The organism is Lysobacter enzymogenes, from assembly GCF_017168095.1.
Classification (GTDB): domain Bacteria; phylum Pseudomonadota; class Gammaproteobacteria; order Xanthomonadales; family Xanthomonadaceae; genus Lysobacter; species Lysobacter enzymogenes_D.
In genome coordinates, this window is sequence record NZ_LXSD01000107.1 from 1 (window position 1) to 16,222 (window position 16,222).

General features: G+C 70.8%; 14 protein-coding genes and 1 pseudogene. 5 read left to right on the top strand and 10 right to left on the bottom strand.

Annotated features, from left to right (window positions below; genetic code table 11):
• Together A7A76_RS03040 and A7A76_RS03045 are read left to right on the top strand one after the other, a co-directional pair.
• Window positions 1-403 (top strand): annotated as a pseudogene (locus A7A76_RS03040) (hypothetical protein); the annotation flags it as partial.
• The gene (locus tag A7A76_RS03045) at window positions 400-1,032 is read left to right on the top strand and encodes a DUF3106 domain-containing protein (protein WP_206409810.1); all 633 of its coding nucleotides are present in this window, start codon (window positions 400-402) and stop codon (window positions 1,030-1,032) included. The pseudogene A7A76_RS03040 and the gene A7A76_RS03045, both read left to right, overlap by 4 nt.
• A gap of 266 nt (window positions 1,033-1,298) precedes the next feature.
• On the opposite strand, the gene A7A76_RS03050 is transcribed toward A7A76_RS03045, so the two are convergent.
• Window positions 1,299-1,616: a DUF4286 family protein gene (locus A7A76_RS03050; protein ID WP_206409811.1), complete on the bottom strand. Its 318-nt coding sequence runs from the start codon at window positions 1,614-1,616 to the stop codon at window positions 1,299-1,301.
• Window positions 1,617-1,686: 70 nt separating this feature from the next.
• Entirely contained in the window at window positions 1,687-3,174 is a 1,488-nt protein-coding gene (locus A7A76_RS03055; RefSeq protein WP_206409812.1) for a DUF3667 domain-containing protein, read from the bottom strand.
• Between the two features lie 119 nt (window positions 3,175-3,293).
• Between A7A76_RS03055 and A7A76_RS03060 the strand changes: the two genes are divergently transcribed.
• Both A7A76_RS03060 and sppA read left to right on the top strand, forming a co-directional pair.
• On the top strand, window positions 3,294-4,715 hold the full coding sequence (locus A7A76_RS03060; RefSeq protein WP_206409813.1) for an MATE family efflux transporter: 1,422 nt from the start codon (window positions 3,294-3,296) through the stop codon (window positions 4,713-4,715).
• 198 nt (window positions 4,716-4,913) lie between these two features.
• A complete protein-coding gene (gene sppA, locus A7A76_RS03065) occupies window positions 4,914-6,800 on the top strand; it encodes a signal peptide peptidase SppA (RefSeq protein ID WP_206409814.1) in 1,887 nt (628 codons plus the stop codon).
• Window positions 6,801-7,045: 245 nt separating this feature from the next.
• On the opposite strand, the gene A7A76_RS03070 is transcribed toward sppA, so the two are convergent.
• A complete protein-coding gene (locus tag A7A76_RS03070; protein WP_206409815.1) occupies window positions 7,046-7,264 on the bottom strand; it encodes a hypothetical protein in 219 nt (72 codons plus the stop codon).
• Window positions 7,265-7,356: 92 nt separating this feature from the next.
• Between A7A76_RS03070 and A7A76_RS03075 the strand changes: the two genes are divergently transcribed.
• Window positions 7,357-8,133 carry an SDR family oxidoreductase gene (locus A7A76_RS03075; RefSeq protein ID WP_206409816.1) on the top strand — a complete coding sequence of 259 codons (777 nt, stop codon included), beginning with the start codon at window positions 7,357-7,359 and terminating at the stop codon, window positions 8,131-8,133.
• Between the two features lie 42 nt (window positions 8,134-8,175).
• On the opposite strand, the gene A7A76_RS03080 is transcribed toward A7A76_RS03075, so the two are convergent.
• The 7 genes from A7A76_RS03080 to A7A76_RS03110 form a co-directional block, all read right to left on the bottom strand.
• The gene (locus A7A76_RS03080; RefSeq protein ID WP_206409817.1) at window positions 8,176-8,874 is read right to left on the bottom strand and encodes a DUF4124 domain-containing protein; all 699 of its coding nucleotides are present in this window, start codon (window positions 8,872-8,874) and stop codon (window positions 8,176-8,178) included.
• Window positions 8,874-9,692 carry a DUF4124 domain-containing protein gene (locus A7A76_RS03085; RefSeq protein WP_241200693.1) on the bottom strand — a complete coding sequence of 273 codons (819 nt, stop codon included), beginning with the start codon at window positions 9,690-9,692 and terminating at the stop codon, window positions 8,874-8,876. The genes A7A76_RS03080 and A7A76_RS03085 overlap by 1 nt, the downstream gene beginning before the upstream one ends.
• Window positions 9,693-9,755: 63 nt before the next feature.
• Window positions 9,756-10,190, bottom strand: coding sequence for an EamA family transporter (locus A7A76_RS03090; RefSeq protein ID WP_206409818.1), 435 nt, complete (start codon window positions 10,188-10,190; stop codon window positions 9,756-9,758).
• Between the two features lie 221 nt (window positions 10,191-10,411).
• Window positions 10,412-10,978: an L-threonylcarbamoyladenylate synthase gene (locus A7A76_RS03095; RefSeq protein WP_206409819.1), complete on the bottom strand. Its 567-nt coding sequence runs from the start codon at window positions 10,976-10,978 to the stop codon at window positions 10,412-10,414.
• Between the two features lie 85 nt (window positions 10,979-11,063).
• Entirely contained in the window at window positions 11,064-12,056 is a 993-nt protein-coding gene (locus tag A7A76_RS03100) for a lytic polysaccharide monooxygenase (RefSeq protein ID WP_206409820.1), read from the bottom strand.
• A gap of 540 nt (window positions 12,057-12,596) precedes the next feature.
• Window positions 12,597-15,125 (bottom strand): DNA topoisomerase I, encoded by a 2,529-nt coding sequence (locus A7A76_RS03105; protein WP_206409821.1) that lies wholly within the window; start codon window positions 15,123-15,125, stop codon window positions 12,597-12,599.
• 307 nt (window positions 15,126-15,432) lie between these two features.
• The coding region (locus A7A76_RS03110) for an RDD family protein (protein ID WP_206409822.1) at window positions 15,433-16,222 on the bottom strand (790 nt) is incomplete at its 5' end.

The window sequence follows — 16,222 nt, forward strand, 5'->3', positions numbered from 1 at the left end:
CGGCGGCGCGCCGCGGCCGCGGCCGCGCTGGCTGATGCCGCTGCTGTGGAGCCTGCTGGCGCTGTGCGCGCTGGCCTTCGCCGCGACCTTCTGGTGGCCGTCCGGGTTCGCCCTCGGCGCCGGCCCCGAGGGCGTGACGGTGGCGCCGCTGGCCGAAGGCAGCGGCCCGTCCGAGCGCTACGGCCGCGAGGCCGGGCTGATCGCCGCCGGCGATTTCGACCTGCTCGCCGACCCGCAGGGCGAGGCCGCCGCGGCCGACCTGGAATTCCACAACTGGCTGGCCGCGCGCGACGCCGGGACGATCCCGGCCACCGCCGCGCCGCCGGTCGAGCCGGCGCCTGCCGCGCCCACGCCGGGCAGCGACACTCCGGGCCTGGAAACCGACGCGCAGGAGGGCGAATGAACCGGATCGCCGTTGTCGCCGCCGCCCTCGCCGTGGCCGCCGCGGCGTGGCTGCCGGCGCGCGCGCTGCCGCCGGAGCTCGAGCGCAGCCTGAGCAAATTGCCGCCGCCGGTGCGCGCGCGGATCGAGGCCAACGGCCGGCGCTGGGACGGCTGGGACGAAGCGCAGCGGCGCGGGTTCGCCCAGCGCGCCGCGCAGTGGAACCAACTCGATGCGGCCGAACGCGGCGTGCGCCGCGAGCGCTACCTCGCCTGGCAGGCGCTGAGCGCCGACGAGCGCGCGCAGTCGCAAGCCGCCGCCGCGCGCCTGGCGGCGCTGCCGCCGGAGCAGCAGCAGGCGCTGCGCGCCCAGTTCGGCGCGCTCGACCGCAGCGAACGCCGCGGCTGGCTGCTCGGCCCGGCGCTGGGCGCCGACTATCCGGCCTTGCAGCCGCTGCTGGCGCAACTGCCGCCGGAGCAGCACGCGGCGATGCTGACCGCGCTGCGCGGCCTGACCGCCGCGCAGCGCAAGGATCTGGCGGTGCTGGCCCAGCGCACGCCGCCGCAGGAGCGCGAACGCCTGCGCGCGGGCCTGCTGGCGGCGCCGCCGGCGCAGCGTGGAGCGTGGTTGCAGGACGCGCTGGCGCGCTGATCGGTTTGGCGGGCGCGCTTGCGCAGATATTGCGCGGGATGACGGCGATCCGCGTTTCGGTTTGCGCCTGAGCGAAGATCGCAGCGGTCTGTCGTTGTCGTGGATTCGCGGTCGCGGCTTGCGCCGCTCCTACAGGGGCTTCGGCTGCGGCATGGGCTCCCTGTAGGAGCGGCGCAAGCCGCGACCGCGACAACGAAACTACGACGAATGCCTGGCGCAGGCGACGAAACGACGACCGCCGCGGCCATTCCCGACCGAACCAACGCTCAGCGCGGCAACACCCGCATCACCCGCCGGCTCGCGCCGAACCGCCCTTCGAACCGCGCCAAGCCTTCCGCGCGCATCCGCGGCGCGTGATCGCGCAGGTACGCCTCCAGCGCCGCCGCATCGCGCAGGCGATAGCGCACGCACAGCGCCATCCGCCCCGGCGCGGGCGCCGGATCGTCGATCTCGTGCAGGTCCGCGCCGAGGAAACCCGGCAACGCGCAGATCTCGCCGATGTGCGCGCGCAGCCAGGCCAGGAACTGCGCGGCGACCGCCGCGTCCACGTCCAGCGATACTTCGTAGATCGTCTCGTCGGTCATCGCATCCTCGCGTTCGCTGTTCGAATCCCGGCCGTCGGCGCGGCCGCGGCGGCGCCCGCGCGCCGCGCGGTTACATCCGCACGATCGCCGCGGTCATCAGCGCCACCGTGGCCAGGCTCAGCAGGAAGAAGTACGCGCTGCCGATCAGCAGATAGCGCAGCAGGGTCAGCGGCCAGCCGTTGGCGTAGACGCGCTTTTCCATTATCAGCAGATAGATCGGCATCCATGTCCACAACAGGCCGATCGCCAGCCCCTTGAGCCAGACCACGCCGCTCCAGTGCGGCGCGATCGCGTCGCCGAGCAGCATCAGCACGAACATCGCCAGCAGCGCCAGGCACAGGTAGATGTGGCTGTACAGCGCCACCACCAGATGCTCGAGATAGCCGCGGCCCGAGCCGACGTAGGCGATCTTCAGCAGCAGGGCGAAGATCGGCACCATCAGGAACAGCGCCGAGGGGATCGCGCCGATCAGCGCGTGGATGTACAGCGCCGGGTCCTTGGTCGCGCGCTGGAAATTGACCTCGCCCTTGCCGACCTGGCGGTTGAGCCAGTCGTTGGCGAACTGCGGCCACCACTCGACCTTGAGCGGATTGGTCTTGGGATCCCACGGCCGGCCGTTGAACGACAGCGGGCCGTCGTCGTCGTCGCATTCCACTTCGCCGTAACGCTGGCGGTCGGGCGCGCGCAGCTCCGCGCCTTCGCTGCGGCCGGCATGGGCGACCTGCAGCTGGGCGATGCGGCAGCCGGCTTCGAGGTTGACCTGGCGGATCAGCCCGGCGTAATCGGACGACGCGCGCGCCTGCGGCGTCGCCTGCGCGCGCTGCGCCTGCAGCGCGGCGATGCGTTCGTCGCGCAGGCGCTCGACGTCGGCCAGGTTCCTGGCCGCCTCGATCGAGCCCGGGCGCGGCGCGCCGGCCAGGCGCTCGCCCTCGGCGCGCTGCGCGGCGACTTGCTCGGCGTCCAGACCCTGCTGCGCCTGCAGCAGTTCGATGCGCTTGTCGGCCTGGCGCTGGACCGCGGCGATCGACGCTTCGATGGTGTTGCGCGCGACCGGCGCGGCGGCCGCGGCGGCGCGCAGTTCGCCGACCATGCGCGCGCGCAGCTCCTCGACCTCGACGACGCTGTCGGCGTCGCGCATCTGCTTCCTGACGTTGCCCAGCCGCACCGTGGTGCTCTGCGCGGTGTCGAGGTCGAAATGGGTGTTGCTCTCGACGTGGATCGCGAACTGGGCGACGAAGAAGGTCACCACCGAGACGATCACGAACAGGCGCAGCGGCGGGATGTAGCGCACGCGCCGGCCGGCCAGGTATTCGCGGGCGACTTTGCCCGGAGACAGCAGATCGCGCAAAGTGCGGAACACCCGGCCGTCGAGGTGCCAGAACGATTCGAACACCTCTTCCAGCGCGTGGCCGAGGTTGCGTACCGGGTTGTGCACGGATTGGCCGCAGGCGTGGCAGTAATGGCCTTGCAGCTCGGCGTCGCAGTTCTCGCAGTGGCTGGGGTGATCGTCGTGGCCGTGGCCGGCCGACGCGGCCTTGGCTTCGTTAGGTGCGCTCATGCGGATCCAGAAACGAGGCTCCCCGGCCTTCACTTTCGAGCGGGTAAGATAGCCGTCCGCCGCGACCCGGCGCCAGCGCCCCGACCGGATGCGCGGCCGCAGTCGCCGTTGGTTCCCCCATGTCTGCGTCGTCCCCCTCCGTTTCGCGCCCCGGCCTGCTCCGGGAAATCCGCACTACCTTGATCCTGGCCGCGCCGCTGGTCGCCGGCCACGTGTCCACCGGCCTGATCGGTTTCGTCGACAACACCCTGGCCGGCCACCACAGCACCACCACCCTGGCCTCGGTGACCATCGGCACCGCGCTGTGGTGGCTGCCGATGATGGTGCCGATCGGAACCCTGCTGTCGGTGCCGCCGTCGGTGTCGCAGCTCGAAGGCGCCGGCCGCCGCGGCGAGATCGGCGCGCTGTTCCGCCAGGCGCTGTGGATGGCGCTGCTGCTGAGCGTGTTCCTGTTCGCGTTCCTGACCTTGATCCCGCACGCGCTGCCGGCGATGGGCATCGCCCCGGGCATCGTGCCGGGCGCGCGCGAGTTCCTGCACGGCATCCGCTGGGGCGTGCCGGCGCTGACGTTGTTCTTCTGCATGCGCTATCTCAGCGAGGGCCTGCACTGGACCTTGCCGACCATGCTGCTCAGCGCCGGCGGCCTGCTGGTGCTGCTGCCGCTGGGCTATGTGCTGACCTTCGGCAAGTTCGGCCTGCCCGAGATGGGCGCCGGCGGCCTGGGCATCGCATCGGCGGCGATGCTGTGGGTGCAGGCGATCGGTTTCTTCTTCGTCCTGCGCAACGCCAAACGCTTCGCCGACCTGCGCCTGTTCGAGCGCTTCGACAAGCCGCACTGGCCGACCATCCGCGGCCTGCTCGCCACCGGCTTGCCGATCGGCGTGACGGTGTTGATGGAAGGCAGCTTGTTCATCGTCACCGCGCTGCTGATCGGGCGGCTGGGCGAGGTGCCGGCCTCGGCGCACCAGATCGCGATCAATCTCTCGGCGCTGTGCTTCATGGTGCCGATGGGCCTGGCCGAGGCGACCACGGTGCGGGTCGGCCACGCCCTGGGCCGGCGCGACTACGCCGGCGTGCGCCGCGCCGGTTTCGCCGGCTACGCCATCGTGCTGTGCACCCAGTTGCTGTCCGGCATCCTGCTGCTGAGCGCCAACGACGTGCTGGTGGGGTTCTACACCACCGACATGGCGGTGGCCTCGCTGGCCGCCTCGCTGCTGTTGTATTCGGCGATGTTCCAGTTCCCCGACGGCATCCAGGTGCTGTCGGCCGGCGCGCTGCGCGGGCTCAAGGACACCCGGGTGCCGATGATCCTGGCCGCGCTGGCCTATTGGGGCGTGGGCATGCCGATCGGCGCCGGGCTCGGCCTGGGCCTGGGCTGGGGCCCCAAGGGCATGTGGATCGGTCTGATCGCCGGCCTGACCGTGGCCGCGGTGCTGCTGTGCAGCCGCTTCCTGCGCTCCAGCCAGCCCGGGCGGCTGGCCGAGCGGATGGCGCGGGAAGCCCCGCACGAGGTCGACCCGCACGAGACCGGCTGCACCTGAGCGGGCCGCATTGGAGCGGGCCGCGACGGCCGCGCCGCGACGGCCGCGCCGCGGGCGCCCACCCGGGGCGCCCAGCGTTGCGTAAATGAACGGATTGCGGCCGAATCGCAAGTTTGCAAACACCCTACGTTACGAATGGCGGGTGAAACCCCGCCCCGCGCCGGGTTAGTCTGAGCGCGTACCCACGGAGCCTGTGCAATGAACGAGACCCTCCCACGTCGCGGGCCGCTGGCCCGTTTCTTCGTTGGCGCCTGGGACGCGATGAACTTCACCCGCCGGTTGATCTTCAACCTGGTGTTCTTCGGCTTCCTCCTGATCGTGCTGATCGCGATGCTGTTCGGCGGCAACACCAAGCCGTTCCAGGACCGCACCACCCTGGTGATCGCGCCGGAAGGCGCGCTGGTCGAGCAGTACAGCTCCGATCCGGCCTCGCGCGCGCTCAACCGCGCGCTGGGCGACAAGAATCCGGAAGTGCAGCTGCGCGACATCGTGCGCGCGCTGGACGCGGCCAAGGACGACAAGCGCATCGAGCGCGTGGTGCTGCGCCTGGACAAGCTGCAGTCGGCCGGCATGGCCAGCCTGCGCGAAGTCGCCGCCGCGGTGGCGCGGGTGCGCGCGGCCAAGAAGGAAGTGATCGCCTTCGCCGAGAGCATGGACCAGAAGCAGTACCTGATCGCCGCGCAGGCCAACGAGGTCTATCTCGACCCGATGGGCGGGATGATGCTCGAGGGCCTGGGCCGCTATCGCCTGTACTACCGCCAGCTGCTGCAGGACAAGCTCGGCGTGGACGTGCACCTGTTCCGGGTCGGCGAGTTCAAGTCGGCGGCCGAGCCCTACATCCTCGACGCGGCCTCGGAAGAGTCCAAGACCGCCGACCTGTTCTGGATGAACGACCTGTGGCAGCGCTACCTCGGCGACGTGGCCAAGGCGCGCAAGCTCGATCCGGCCGCGCTCAACGCGGCGATCGACGAACTGCCGGCGCGGCTGGACGCGGTCAAGGGCGACCTGGGCAAGTACGCGCTGGGCCTGAAGCTGGTCGACGGCCTCAAGACCCGCGAGGAAGTCGATCAGATCCTGACCAAGCGCGGCGTCGCCGACGAGGACGCCGACGGCGGCTTCCGCCAGATCGCGATGGACGCCTACCTGTTCAACCTCGACCGCCTGACCAATCCGGCCGACAGCCGCCCGCAGGTCGCCATCGTCGTGGCCGAGGGCGAAATCAGCGGCGGCGAGCAGCCGCCGGGCACGGTCGGCGGCGTGTCGACCGCGGCGCTGCTGCGCCAGGCGCGCGACGACGACAACGTCAAGGCGCTGGTGCTGCGGGTCAACTCGCCGGGCGGCGAAGTGTTCGCCTCCGAGCAGATCCGCCGCGAGATCGTCGGCCTGAAGGCCGCCGGCAAGCCGGTGGTGGTGTCGATGGGCAACCTGGCGGCGTCGGGCGGTTACTGGATCTCGATGAACGCCGACCGCATCTTCGCCGATCCTTCGACCATCACCGGTTCGATCGGCATCTTCGGCCTGATCCCGACCGTGCCGCGCGCGCTGGAAAAGATCGGCGTGCATTCCGACGGCGTCGGCACCACCCGCTTCGCCGGCTCCTACGACATCACCCGGCCGCTGACGCCGGAAGTCGGTCAGGTCATCCAGACCATCATCAACAAGGGCTATGCCGACTTCACCGGCCGCGTCGCGCAGGCGCGCAAGAAGCCGGTGGCCGACGTCGACGCGGTCGCGCGCGGCCGGGTCTGGAGCGGCGCGCAGGCCAAGGAACGCGGCCTGGTCGACGAGATGGGCGGCCTGCAGGCGGCCGTCGACGACGTCGCCCAGCGCGCCAAGCTGGGCAAGGCCGGCGACTTCCGCGTGCGCTACGTGGAGAAGATCGCCAGCCCGTTCGAGCGCTTCTTCGCCAGCCTCGCCGGCAGCGGCGCCGGCGCGATGGTGCTGGGCCATTCCGAGCTCGCCCGCGGCCTGCTGATCAAGGCCGTGCCGCAGGCGGCGGCGGACCTGCGCTTCGTCGAAAGCGCGACCAAGCCCGGCAACGGCGCGCCGGTGAAGGCGCTGGCCTACTGTTTCTGCACGTTGTAAGTGCGGGTTCGCGGCCGGCGCGCTATGCCGGCCGCTCAAAAAACGAAACGCCGCATCGTTCGCGATGCGGCGTTTTTCGTTTGTGGTTCGGCGTGCGTGGTGGTTGGTTGTGGAACGGTTTCGCGTCGGAGCCAAAGGCATCGGGCCTGAAGGCCCTCCCACAAAAGCCGAAGCCCAGGCCGTCCGGGGCGCTGTTGTGGGAGGGCCTTCAGGCCCGATGCTTTCCGCTCAAGCGAGGCCTGGCCTCAACCGCCCGCCGCCTCGACCGCATCGCGCGTGTTCTGCGCGCCCTGGTCGACGCTGCCGCTGGCGGCGTCCTTGGCCTGCTGGATCGGCTTCTGGATCGCATCGCGCATCTGCGTGGCCTGCGGGTCCACCGGGCGTTCCTTCTCCGGCGGCTGCGGCTTGGAACAGGCCGCGGCCGCGGCGCAGATCAGCACAAGGACGGCAAGGCTCGGCTTCATCGCGGCATCCTCTCGACGGTCTGGCCGGTATGCTACGCCGGTCGCGCGGCGCGCGCGCGGCGCGACCTGCAACGACCGTAACGGAGGCACCGATGGACCCCAAGCGTTGGCGATTGGACGGACAGCTCGCGCTGGTCACCGGCGGCAGCGCCGGCATCGGCCGGGCGATCGCGCGCGAGCTGCTGGGCTTCGGCGCCGACGTGCTGCTGGCCGCGCGCGACGCGGCCGCGCTGGAGTCGGCGCGCGCCGAACTGGTCGAGGACTTTCCCGAGCGCGAGGTGCAGGGCTTCGTCGCCGACGTCGCCGACGACGAGCAGCGCCGCGAACTGCTGGACTGGGTCGAGGACTTCGGCGAAGGCCTGCACATCCTGGTCAACAACGCCGGCGGCAACCTCAGCAAGCCGACCAACGACTACACCGAGGACGAATGGCGGCAGGTGTTCGAGATCAACCTGTTCTCCGCGTTCGAACTCTCGCGCTACGCGCATGCGCTGCTGACCCGCCACGCCGCCTCGAGCATCGTCAACGTCGGCAGCGTCTCGGGCAACACCTCGGTGCGCACCGGTTCGCCGTACGGCATGAGCAAGGCGGCGATGCACCAGATGACCCGCAACCTGGCGGTGGAGTGGGCCGAGGACGGCATCCGGGTCAACGCGGTGGCGCCGTGGTACATCCGCACCCGCCGCACCTCCGACAAGCTGGCCGATCCGGATTATCTCGACGAAGTGCTGCTGCGCACCCCGGCCGGCCGCATCGGCGAGCCGGAGGAAGTGGCCGCGGCGGTCGCGTTCCTGTGCCTGCCGGCGGCGGGCTACATCACCGGCGAATGCATCGCGGTGGACGGCGGGTTCCTGCGCTACGGGTTCTGAGCCGCGCCGAAAACCGCTAGTTCGCGGCCCATCGGCGACGGTTCACTTGCCGCAGGTGCTCTCCACCACGATGCGCTGGATCCGCGCGTACTCCGCGGCCGAGGCGTCGCGATTGTCGGCGCGGCCGAAGCGCAGCGCCGACTCGGCTTCGCGCAGGCGCTGTTTCCAGCTCTCGCACAGGCGCTCGTCGGGGATGCGCTGGCATTGGTCGTCGACCATCTGGCAGGCCACGCCGGCGCCGCTGCCGACGTTGCCCAGGCCGGTGGTCTGCAGCGGCGCGCAGCGCTGCGGCGGCTTGCCGTCGTCGTTGAGGTAGCGGCCGTTGTCGTAGGTGCGGCATTCGAACAATGCCGGCGGCGGCAGCCGGTCGGCATCGGCGATGGCCGACTTGGGCAGCGGCGAGGCCATCGCCGGCGCCGATGGAGACGGCAGCGTCTGCGGCGGCAGCGCCTGCGGCGGGCGCGCCACCTGCGGCAGCTGCGAGGACACCGGCGGATGCATCGGCGGCGCCGGCGCGGGATTGGAGTACTGGCCCGGCCCGGTGATCACCGTCGGCGGCGCCGACGACACCGGCGCGTCCTCGATGATGCGTTTTTCCTGGGTGCTGCCTTTCGGGCACGGCGTGTTGTTCTGCACGGTGAGCTGGCCGATCGCGTCGGTGCAGCGATAGATCACCACCTTGCCTTGAGCCTGCGCGCCGGACGCGGCCAGCAACAACGCCCACAAACCCCACACGCGCATCAGTAAGCTCCGCAATCGGCGTTCAGGCGCGCGTCGATGACGCGCTGTTCCTCGGTGATCTTCGTGCGCTCGCTCTGCAGCGCGCTGTTGTAGCGGCGGTCGCCGGCCCAGCGCTGGTCGCGCAGCCGCGCGCACACTTCCTGCTGCGGCAGCGGATGGCATTCGTCGCGCACCAGCTGGCTGCCGTAATACACCCCGTAGCCGTAATTGTAGCCGCCGGGAATGACGTAGCCGCTGTTGCTGGAGTACGAGACATGGCCGTGGCGGCCGCCGACGGCGATGCGGGTGGACGAATCGGCCACGCGCACGCGCGGCTCGATGCGCGAATCCGGATCGCCCGGCCGCGGCGTCGGCGCGCCGATGCGGCGGCCGAGCGAGGTGCCTTCGTAATAGGGCACGCCGTAGCCCAGATCGACCAGCGGCATCATCCGCGGATTGCCGTCGCCGTTGTCGCTGACGTAGCGGCTGCCGTCGGGGCGCACGCAGTCGTACATCGGTTGCGGCGTGCGCACCACCAGGTATTGCGGTGCGGCGTTGCGCGCGGGCGTCGCGCTCGCTGCGGCGGGCGCGGCGTCGGCCGGGCGCGGCGGCGGATCGACCGGGCGCATCATGCTCACGGTCTGCTGGCGCTGGCCGGCGGCGCAGGGCGTGTCGCGCAGGCTCAGCCGGCCCTGATCGTCGGTGCAGCGGTAGATCAGCACTTCGCCGGCGGGCTTGGCCGGCGCGTCGGCGGCGGTTGCGGCCAGCGCGGTCGCGGCCAGCGCGGCCGCGGCGGCGGCGAGGAGACAGCGGCGGTGGCGGACCCAGGCGGAGCGCATGTGCGCATCTTGCGCCACCGGCGCGTCGGGGAGAAGCCGCGGCGGGCGCCGTCCGGCGGCGGTTCAGCGCCGCCAGACCAGCACCACCACCCCGACGCCGACCAGTCCCAGCCCCAGCCATTCGCGCAGCGACGGCCGCTCGCCGAGGAAGGCCACCGCGAACAGCGCCGCCAGCACCACGCTGAGCTTGTCCACCGGCGCCACCAGGGCGACCTCGCCGAGCTGCAGGGCGCGGTAGTAGCACAGCCACGAGGCGCCGGTGGCCAGCCCCGACAGCGCCAGGAACAGCAGCGACCGCGCCGGCAGGCTGCGCGGATCCACCCATTGCCCGCTCAGCGGCACCAGCAGGGCCAGCACCGCCAGGATCACCACGGTGCGCACCAGCGTCGCATAGTCGGCCGAGATGCCGGCGACGCCGACCTTCGCCAACACCGCGGTCAGCGCGGCGAACACCGCCGAGAGCAGGGCCCAGACCGACCAGGCCGGCAGAGAACTCATGGCGAGGCTCCGTATCGAGTTGGGCCGAGCCTAGCGCCGTGCGGGTAGCGGCGGTGTCGGAGCCGCGTCGTGGCCGCCTGTCGTGGCGACGCGGTCGTGGGCGCCCGACCTGCGAGCGTCCGCAGGCTTAGCGGCGCCTGATCTGCGCGCAGCCCCAGCCCGTGATCCCCGCGAACGCGCGGACCCGGAGCCTTCAGCGCGCCCCCTCCCGCAATCCGCGCTCACCCGCGCAGCACTTCCCCGGTCAACGCCACCCGGATCGGCGTCGGCGCGGCTAGCCCGCCGGTCTCGCCCTCGCACACGCCGTCGGCCAGCGCCAGCAACGCGCGGTCCAATTCCTCGCGCCGGAACGCCGGCGGATGGCCGGCAAGATTGGCGCTGGTCGACACCAGCGGCCCGCCGTGGGCGCGGCACAGCGCGCTGGCCTGCGCATGCGCGCTGACCCGCAGCGCGACGCTGCGGTGCGCGCCGCTGATCCACGCCGGCACCGCAGCGGTCGCCGGCAGCGCCCAGGTGTGCGGGCCCGGCCAGCTCGCGCGCACCGCCTGCGCGCGCTCGGGCGGCAGCGCCGCCCAATCGACCAAGGCATCGAGCTGATCGAGCGAGGCGGCGATCAGGATCACGCCCTTGTCCACCGGCCGCTGCTTGATCGCCAGCAGCCGCAGCACCGCCGCCTGATCGAACGGATCGCAGCCGATGCCCCACACCGCTTCGGTCGGATACACCAGCACGCCGCCGCGGGCGAGCGTCGCGGCGGACTGTTCCAGGCTCAGGGACGGGGCGGACATGGGTGGATCCTGCGACGAAAAATCCAGTGTCGCATGCGCCGCGGCGGCGCGCAGGGCGCCGCCGCGACGGATCGCGCGGCCGCCGTCAGTGGCCGTGATGGGCGTGATCGACCGCGGGCTGCGCCGACGCCGGCAGGCGCACGTCGAAGGCGTAGGAACGATTGCCGCTGAGGTAGACGCGGTTGTCGGTGCCGGCCTGCACCTGCACCTGGCCGCCGCGCTGCTGGCCGATGCGGGCGAACCTGGCGCGCGCGTTGACCTGCTCGGCGACGCGCTGCGGCCACTGCGCGGTGGAGGTTTCGCCGGCGCGCAGCACCGTCTCGACCTTCTCCGCGTCGCTGCCGTCGGCGTTGAACACGCGCAAGGTCACCGCGGTGCCGGCCGGATAGTCGTTGACCACGTTGAGCGGGCCGGCCTCGCGCCACGGCGAGCGCGCGTCGGCGAGCGAGGTGGTGAAGTTGACGTCCATGCAGGTGTAGAACGCCTCGGTCGAATCCGAGCGCTGCCAGGTGTTGTAGATCACATGGCGGCCGCTGCGCGCGGGCAGGGTGCAGGTGATGTGGTAGTTGTTGCCGGCCGACAGCGGGATCGGCCCGGTCTTGCAGAACTGCTGCAGGTCGCCCCAGCGCAGCGGCGAGTTCGGGTTCCAGCCTTGCGGGGTCACGTAGAACGTCCAGTCCTTGGTCGCGTGCGGCGCGGTGGCGTAGAAGGTGAAGGTGTAGCTGCTGCCCGAGCGCACGTTGGTGGTCTGCCAATCGCTGCGCACGATGTCCAGGCCGCGGAAGGTCGGGTTGTTGCCGCTGCACAGCTTGCCGTCGGGCACCACGGCCTGGTGGTTGCTGTTGGCGTTGGCCTGGTTGATGCCGTTCCAGTCGTAGAACAGCTGCGAGCCGGCCACGGCCCAGGCGGCGCGGCAGGCTGGATCGGAGGGGTTTTCCTTGTTGCCCAGATAGCACTTGTAGATGCGGCTCTGCGGATTGACGAACGAGCCGTGGGCGAAGGCGGTGGACGCGGGCAGGGCGGCCGCGCACAGGGCGACGGCGGCGGACAGCAGGGTGCAACGCGGGATGCGGGTCATGGCGGTACCTGTCGATGGGCAATGGTGACGGGCCCCCCAACAGCTTCGCGATGGCGAACGGCACAGCGCGACTGCGGTCGCGTCTCGAAACGGGTACGGCCGCGCGGCGGCGTCCCGGCATTTGTGCGGCCGATCCTAGTGGGCGGGGGCGGGCGATTCTGTGCGGGCGGTCGCCTGGGGGGACATGCGCCGGGGTGCGGTGGCGGATGCGATGTGGGAAACGCGGGGTGCGTCACGGATGGCGTTGCGTGCTGCGACGTCGTGTCGCTGGCGGCGCGAGGATCGTGAAGGTCGGTGTCCGACTGCAGGAGCGACGCGAGTCGCGACCGCGGCAACGCAGCCATTGCGCGGGTTACGTCGTAGTTGCGTTGCCGCGGTCGCGACTCGCGTCGCTCCTACAGTCGGGTTCGAACCTTCGCGGCCATCTGGTGGCGGCGAACGACGACAAGCCGCGATCGACCGCTCCGTCCGCGGACGCCACCAACAAAAAAGCGGGCACCCATCAGGCGCCCGCTTCCGTGTTCCCGCGCGTCGGCGCGATTACTTCGCCGCGGCCTTCTTCGCGACCTTCTTGACCGCCTTCTTCGCCACCGCCTTGGCCGCCGTGCTCTTCGCCGCGGCCTTCTTGACGACCTTCTTCGCCGCCTTCTTGGCCGGCGCCTTCTTCGCTACGGCCTTCTTCGCCGGCGCGGCGCCGTCGGCGCTCTTGGCGGCTTTCTTGGTCGCGGCTTTCTTCGCCGGTTCCTTCTTCGCCGCGGTCTTCTTGCCGAAGCGGCCGCGCACCGGTTTGCCGGTTTCCTCCAGCAGCTTGGTCACTTCCTCGAAGGTCAGCGAAGCCGGTTCGCGGTCCTTGGGGATGCGGCCGTTGAGCTTGCCGTCGCTGATGTACGGGCCGAAGCGGCCGTTGAGCACCTGGATGTCGCTGCCGTCGAACTGCTTGATGATGCGGTTGCGCGCGATCTCTTCCTTCTCTTCGATCAGGAACACCGCGCGCGCCAGGTCGATGGTGTACGGGTCGTCTTCCTTCTTCAGCGAGGCGTAGGTGCTGCCGAGCTTGGCGAACGGGCCGAAGCGGCCGATGCCGACGCTGACTTCCTCGCCGTTGTGCTGGCCGAGCTTGCGCGGCAGCTTGAACAGCTCCAGCGCCTCGTCCAGCGCAATGGTGTGCATGCTCTGGCCCGGCCGCAGCGAGGCGAAGGTCGGCTTCTCCTCGTCCTCGGCGGTGCCGATCTGCGCGTACGGCCCGTAGCGGCCCAGGCGCACGCTGACCGGCTTGCCGCTCTTGGGATCGGTGCCCAGCTCGCGCGCGCCGGTCGCCTCGCTGCGGTCCACCGATTCCTTCTTCTCTTCCACCAGCTTCTTGAACGGTTCCCAGAATCGTTCCATCAGCGGCACCCATTCCTCCTCGCCGCGCGAGACCGCGTCGAGCTCGTCCTCGAGCTTGGCGGTGAAGTCGTAATCGACGTATTGGGTGAAGTGGCCGGACAGGAACTTCGACACCGCGCGGCCGACGTCGGTCGGGCGGAAGCGGCGGCTGTCGAGTTCGACGTACTTGCGGAACAGCAGGGTCTGGATGATGGACGCGTAGGTGGACGGACGGCCGATGCCGTATTCCTCCAGAGCCTTGACCAGGGAGGCTTCCGAGTAGCGCGGCGGCGGCTCGGTGAAGTGCTGGTCGGCGTGGATCTGGTCGAGCGGGATGCGGTCGCCGGTCTTCATCGCCGGCAGCTTGCGGCCCTCGTCCTCGTCCTCGGCGGCCTTGGCGTCCTTGCCTTCCTCGTACACGGCGAGGAAGCCCGGATCGACCACGGTGGTGCCCGAGGCGCGGAAGCTGTGCTCGGAACCGGCGGCCAGGTCGACGCTGACGGTGTTGAGCGTGGCCGGCACCATCTGGCAGGCGACCGCGCGCTTCCAGATCAGCTCGTACAGGCGTCGCGCGTCGTCGTCGAGGTAGCGCGCCATCTGCGCCGGCGTGCGCAGCGCGGCGGTCGGGCGGATCGCTTCGTGCGCTTCCTGCGCGTTCTTGGACTTGGTCTGGTAGGTGTTGGGCTTGTCCGGCAGCGCCTTGGTGCCGTAGTCGCGCGCGATCACGTCGCGGATCTCGGCCACGGCTTCCTGCGACAGGTTGACCGAGTCGGTACGCATGTAGCTGATGAGGCCGACCGTGCCCTCGTCGCCGAGCGCCACGCCTTCGTACAGCTTCTGCGCCACGCGCATGGTGCGCGAGGTGGTGAAGCCGAGCTTGCGCGAGGCTTCCTGCTGCAGGGTCGAGGTGGTGAACGGCGGCGCCGGACGGCGCTTGCGCTCCTTGCTGGTCACGTCGGTGACGTGCAGGGCGCCGTTGGCGGCCTTGACCAGGCGCTTGCGCGCGTCCTCGGCGGTCTCGCCGTCGGTGATGGTGAACTGCTCGAACTTCTTGCCGTCGAGCTTGTACAGGCGCGCGGTGAAGGCCTGCTGCGGATGCGCGCACTCGGCCTCGATGGTCCAGTACTCGCGCGCGACGAAGGCTTCGATCTCCTCCTCGCGTTCGACGATCATGCGCAGCGCCGGCGACTGCACGCGGCCGGCGGACAGGCCGCGCTGGACCTTGCGCCACAGCACCGGCGACAGATTGAAGCCGACCAGGTAGTCGAGCGCGCGGCGCGCCTGCTGCGCGTCGACCAGGTCGCTGGCGATCGCGCGCGGCTGGTTCATCGCTTCCTTGATCGCGCGCGGGGTGATTTCGGTGAACACCACCCGCTGCAGCGGCTTGCCTTCGAGCAGGCCGCGCTCGCGCAGGATCTCGCCGATGTGCCAGCTGATCGCCTCGCCTTCGCGGTCCGGGTCGGTCGCCAGGAACAGGTTGTCGGCGCCGCGCGCGGCCTTGGCGATGGCGTCGACGTGTTTCTCGTTCTTCTCGATGACCGCGTATTCCATCGCGAAGTGGTTGTCCGGATCGACCGCGCCTTCCTTCGGCACCAGGTCGCGGACGTGGCCATAGGAAGCCAGGACGGTGAAGTCCTTGCCGAGGTACTTGTTGATCGTCTTGGCCTTGGCGGGCGACTCGACGATGAGGAGGTTCTTGGCCATTGGGACTCCGCAGGGCCCCGGGGCGGGGCGCTGCTCGACTGCTCGATCTCGTTTTTGGGGGGCGGCGACGCGGGCCGGGGCCGGCGCGGCGGGGCGGGGGTTAAGAAGGCGACGCCCGCGACGTTCGGCCGCGGGCGTTCAGGTTTCCTTTTTCTAGTGGAATCACGAGGCGGCCGCGGCTGTCAAGCTGGACGCTCCGGTCGGCGCCGGGGCGGGCGCCATAAAGTGGCATCGAAATGCCTCAAGGGCACGTGACGAAGTGTGCCCCGTTCAGCTCCGCCGGGCTGTGACCGCGACCCGGCCACGCTCAGCGCATCCCCAGCGCCAGCGCGGCGCCGACGAAGCCGATCACGCCCAGCCAGACCACGCCGCCGAGGATCAGCACCACCCAGGTCACCGGGCCCAGCTCGCGGCGCTGCAGCTCGGCGCGGGCGGTGTAGGCCCAGCGGTCGACCACCTGGGTGCCGGCTATCAGGTCGTGCAGGCCGCGCTTGCGGTCGGTGAAGGCGACCATCAGGTAGCCGACGCCGAGGGTCGCGTAACTGGCGAAGGACGAGGCCCAGCGGCCCAGCGCGCGGCCCCGGCTCAGGCGCGCGCCGTCGGCGTCGACGACCTTGATCCCGACCGCGAGCTTGCCCAGGGTGGCCTGCATCGAGGACGACTCCATGCCGGCGTAGTAGCCGGCGCTGATCAGGCCGTACAGGCCGTAGCCGAACACCATCATCAGCACCGACATGGCGCTGCCGTTCTCCAGCCAGCGCGTGCTGTCGCCGACCGTGCCGAGCACGAACACCAGCAGGAGCACGACGGTGAACAGGCTGTAGTAGGCGATGCCGACCAGGGTCGAATCGATCAGGTAGGCGGCGGCGCGGCGCCAGAAGCCGGCCGCGACCACGTCCTGGCCCTGCACCACCTGGCTGCCTTCGGCGACCGCGGCGCGCGGGGCGCTGTAGGGCGAGTGCGGGTCGGATGCGGCAGAAGCCGTTGCGGAGGTCGCGGCGTTGGGGTCGGGCGTGGCGGAGGTGGCGTGCGTGGCTGGCGCGGCCTCAGCGTCGGCCTGGGCGAGCGCGGCGGCGACCACGGCGGCGGTGCGCTCG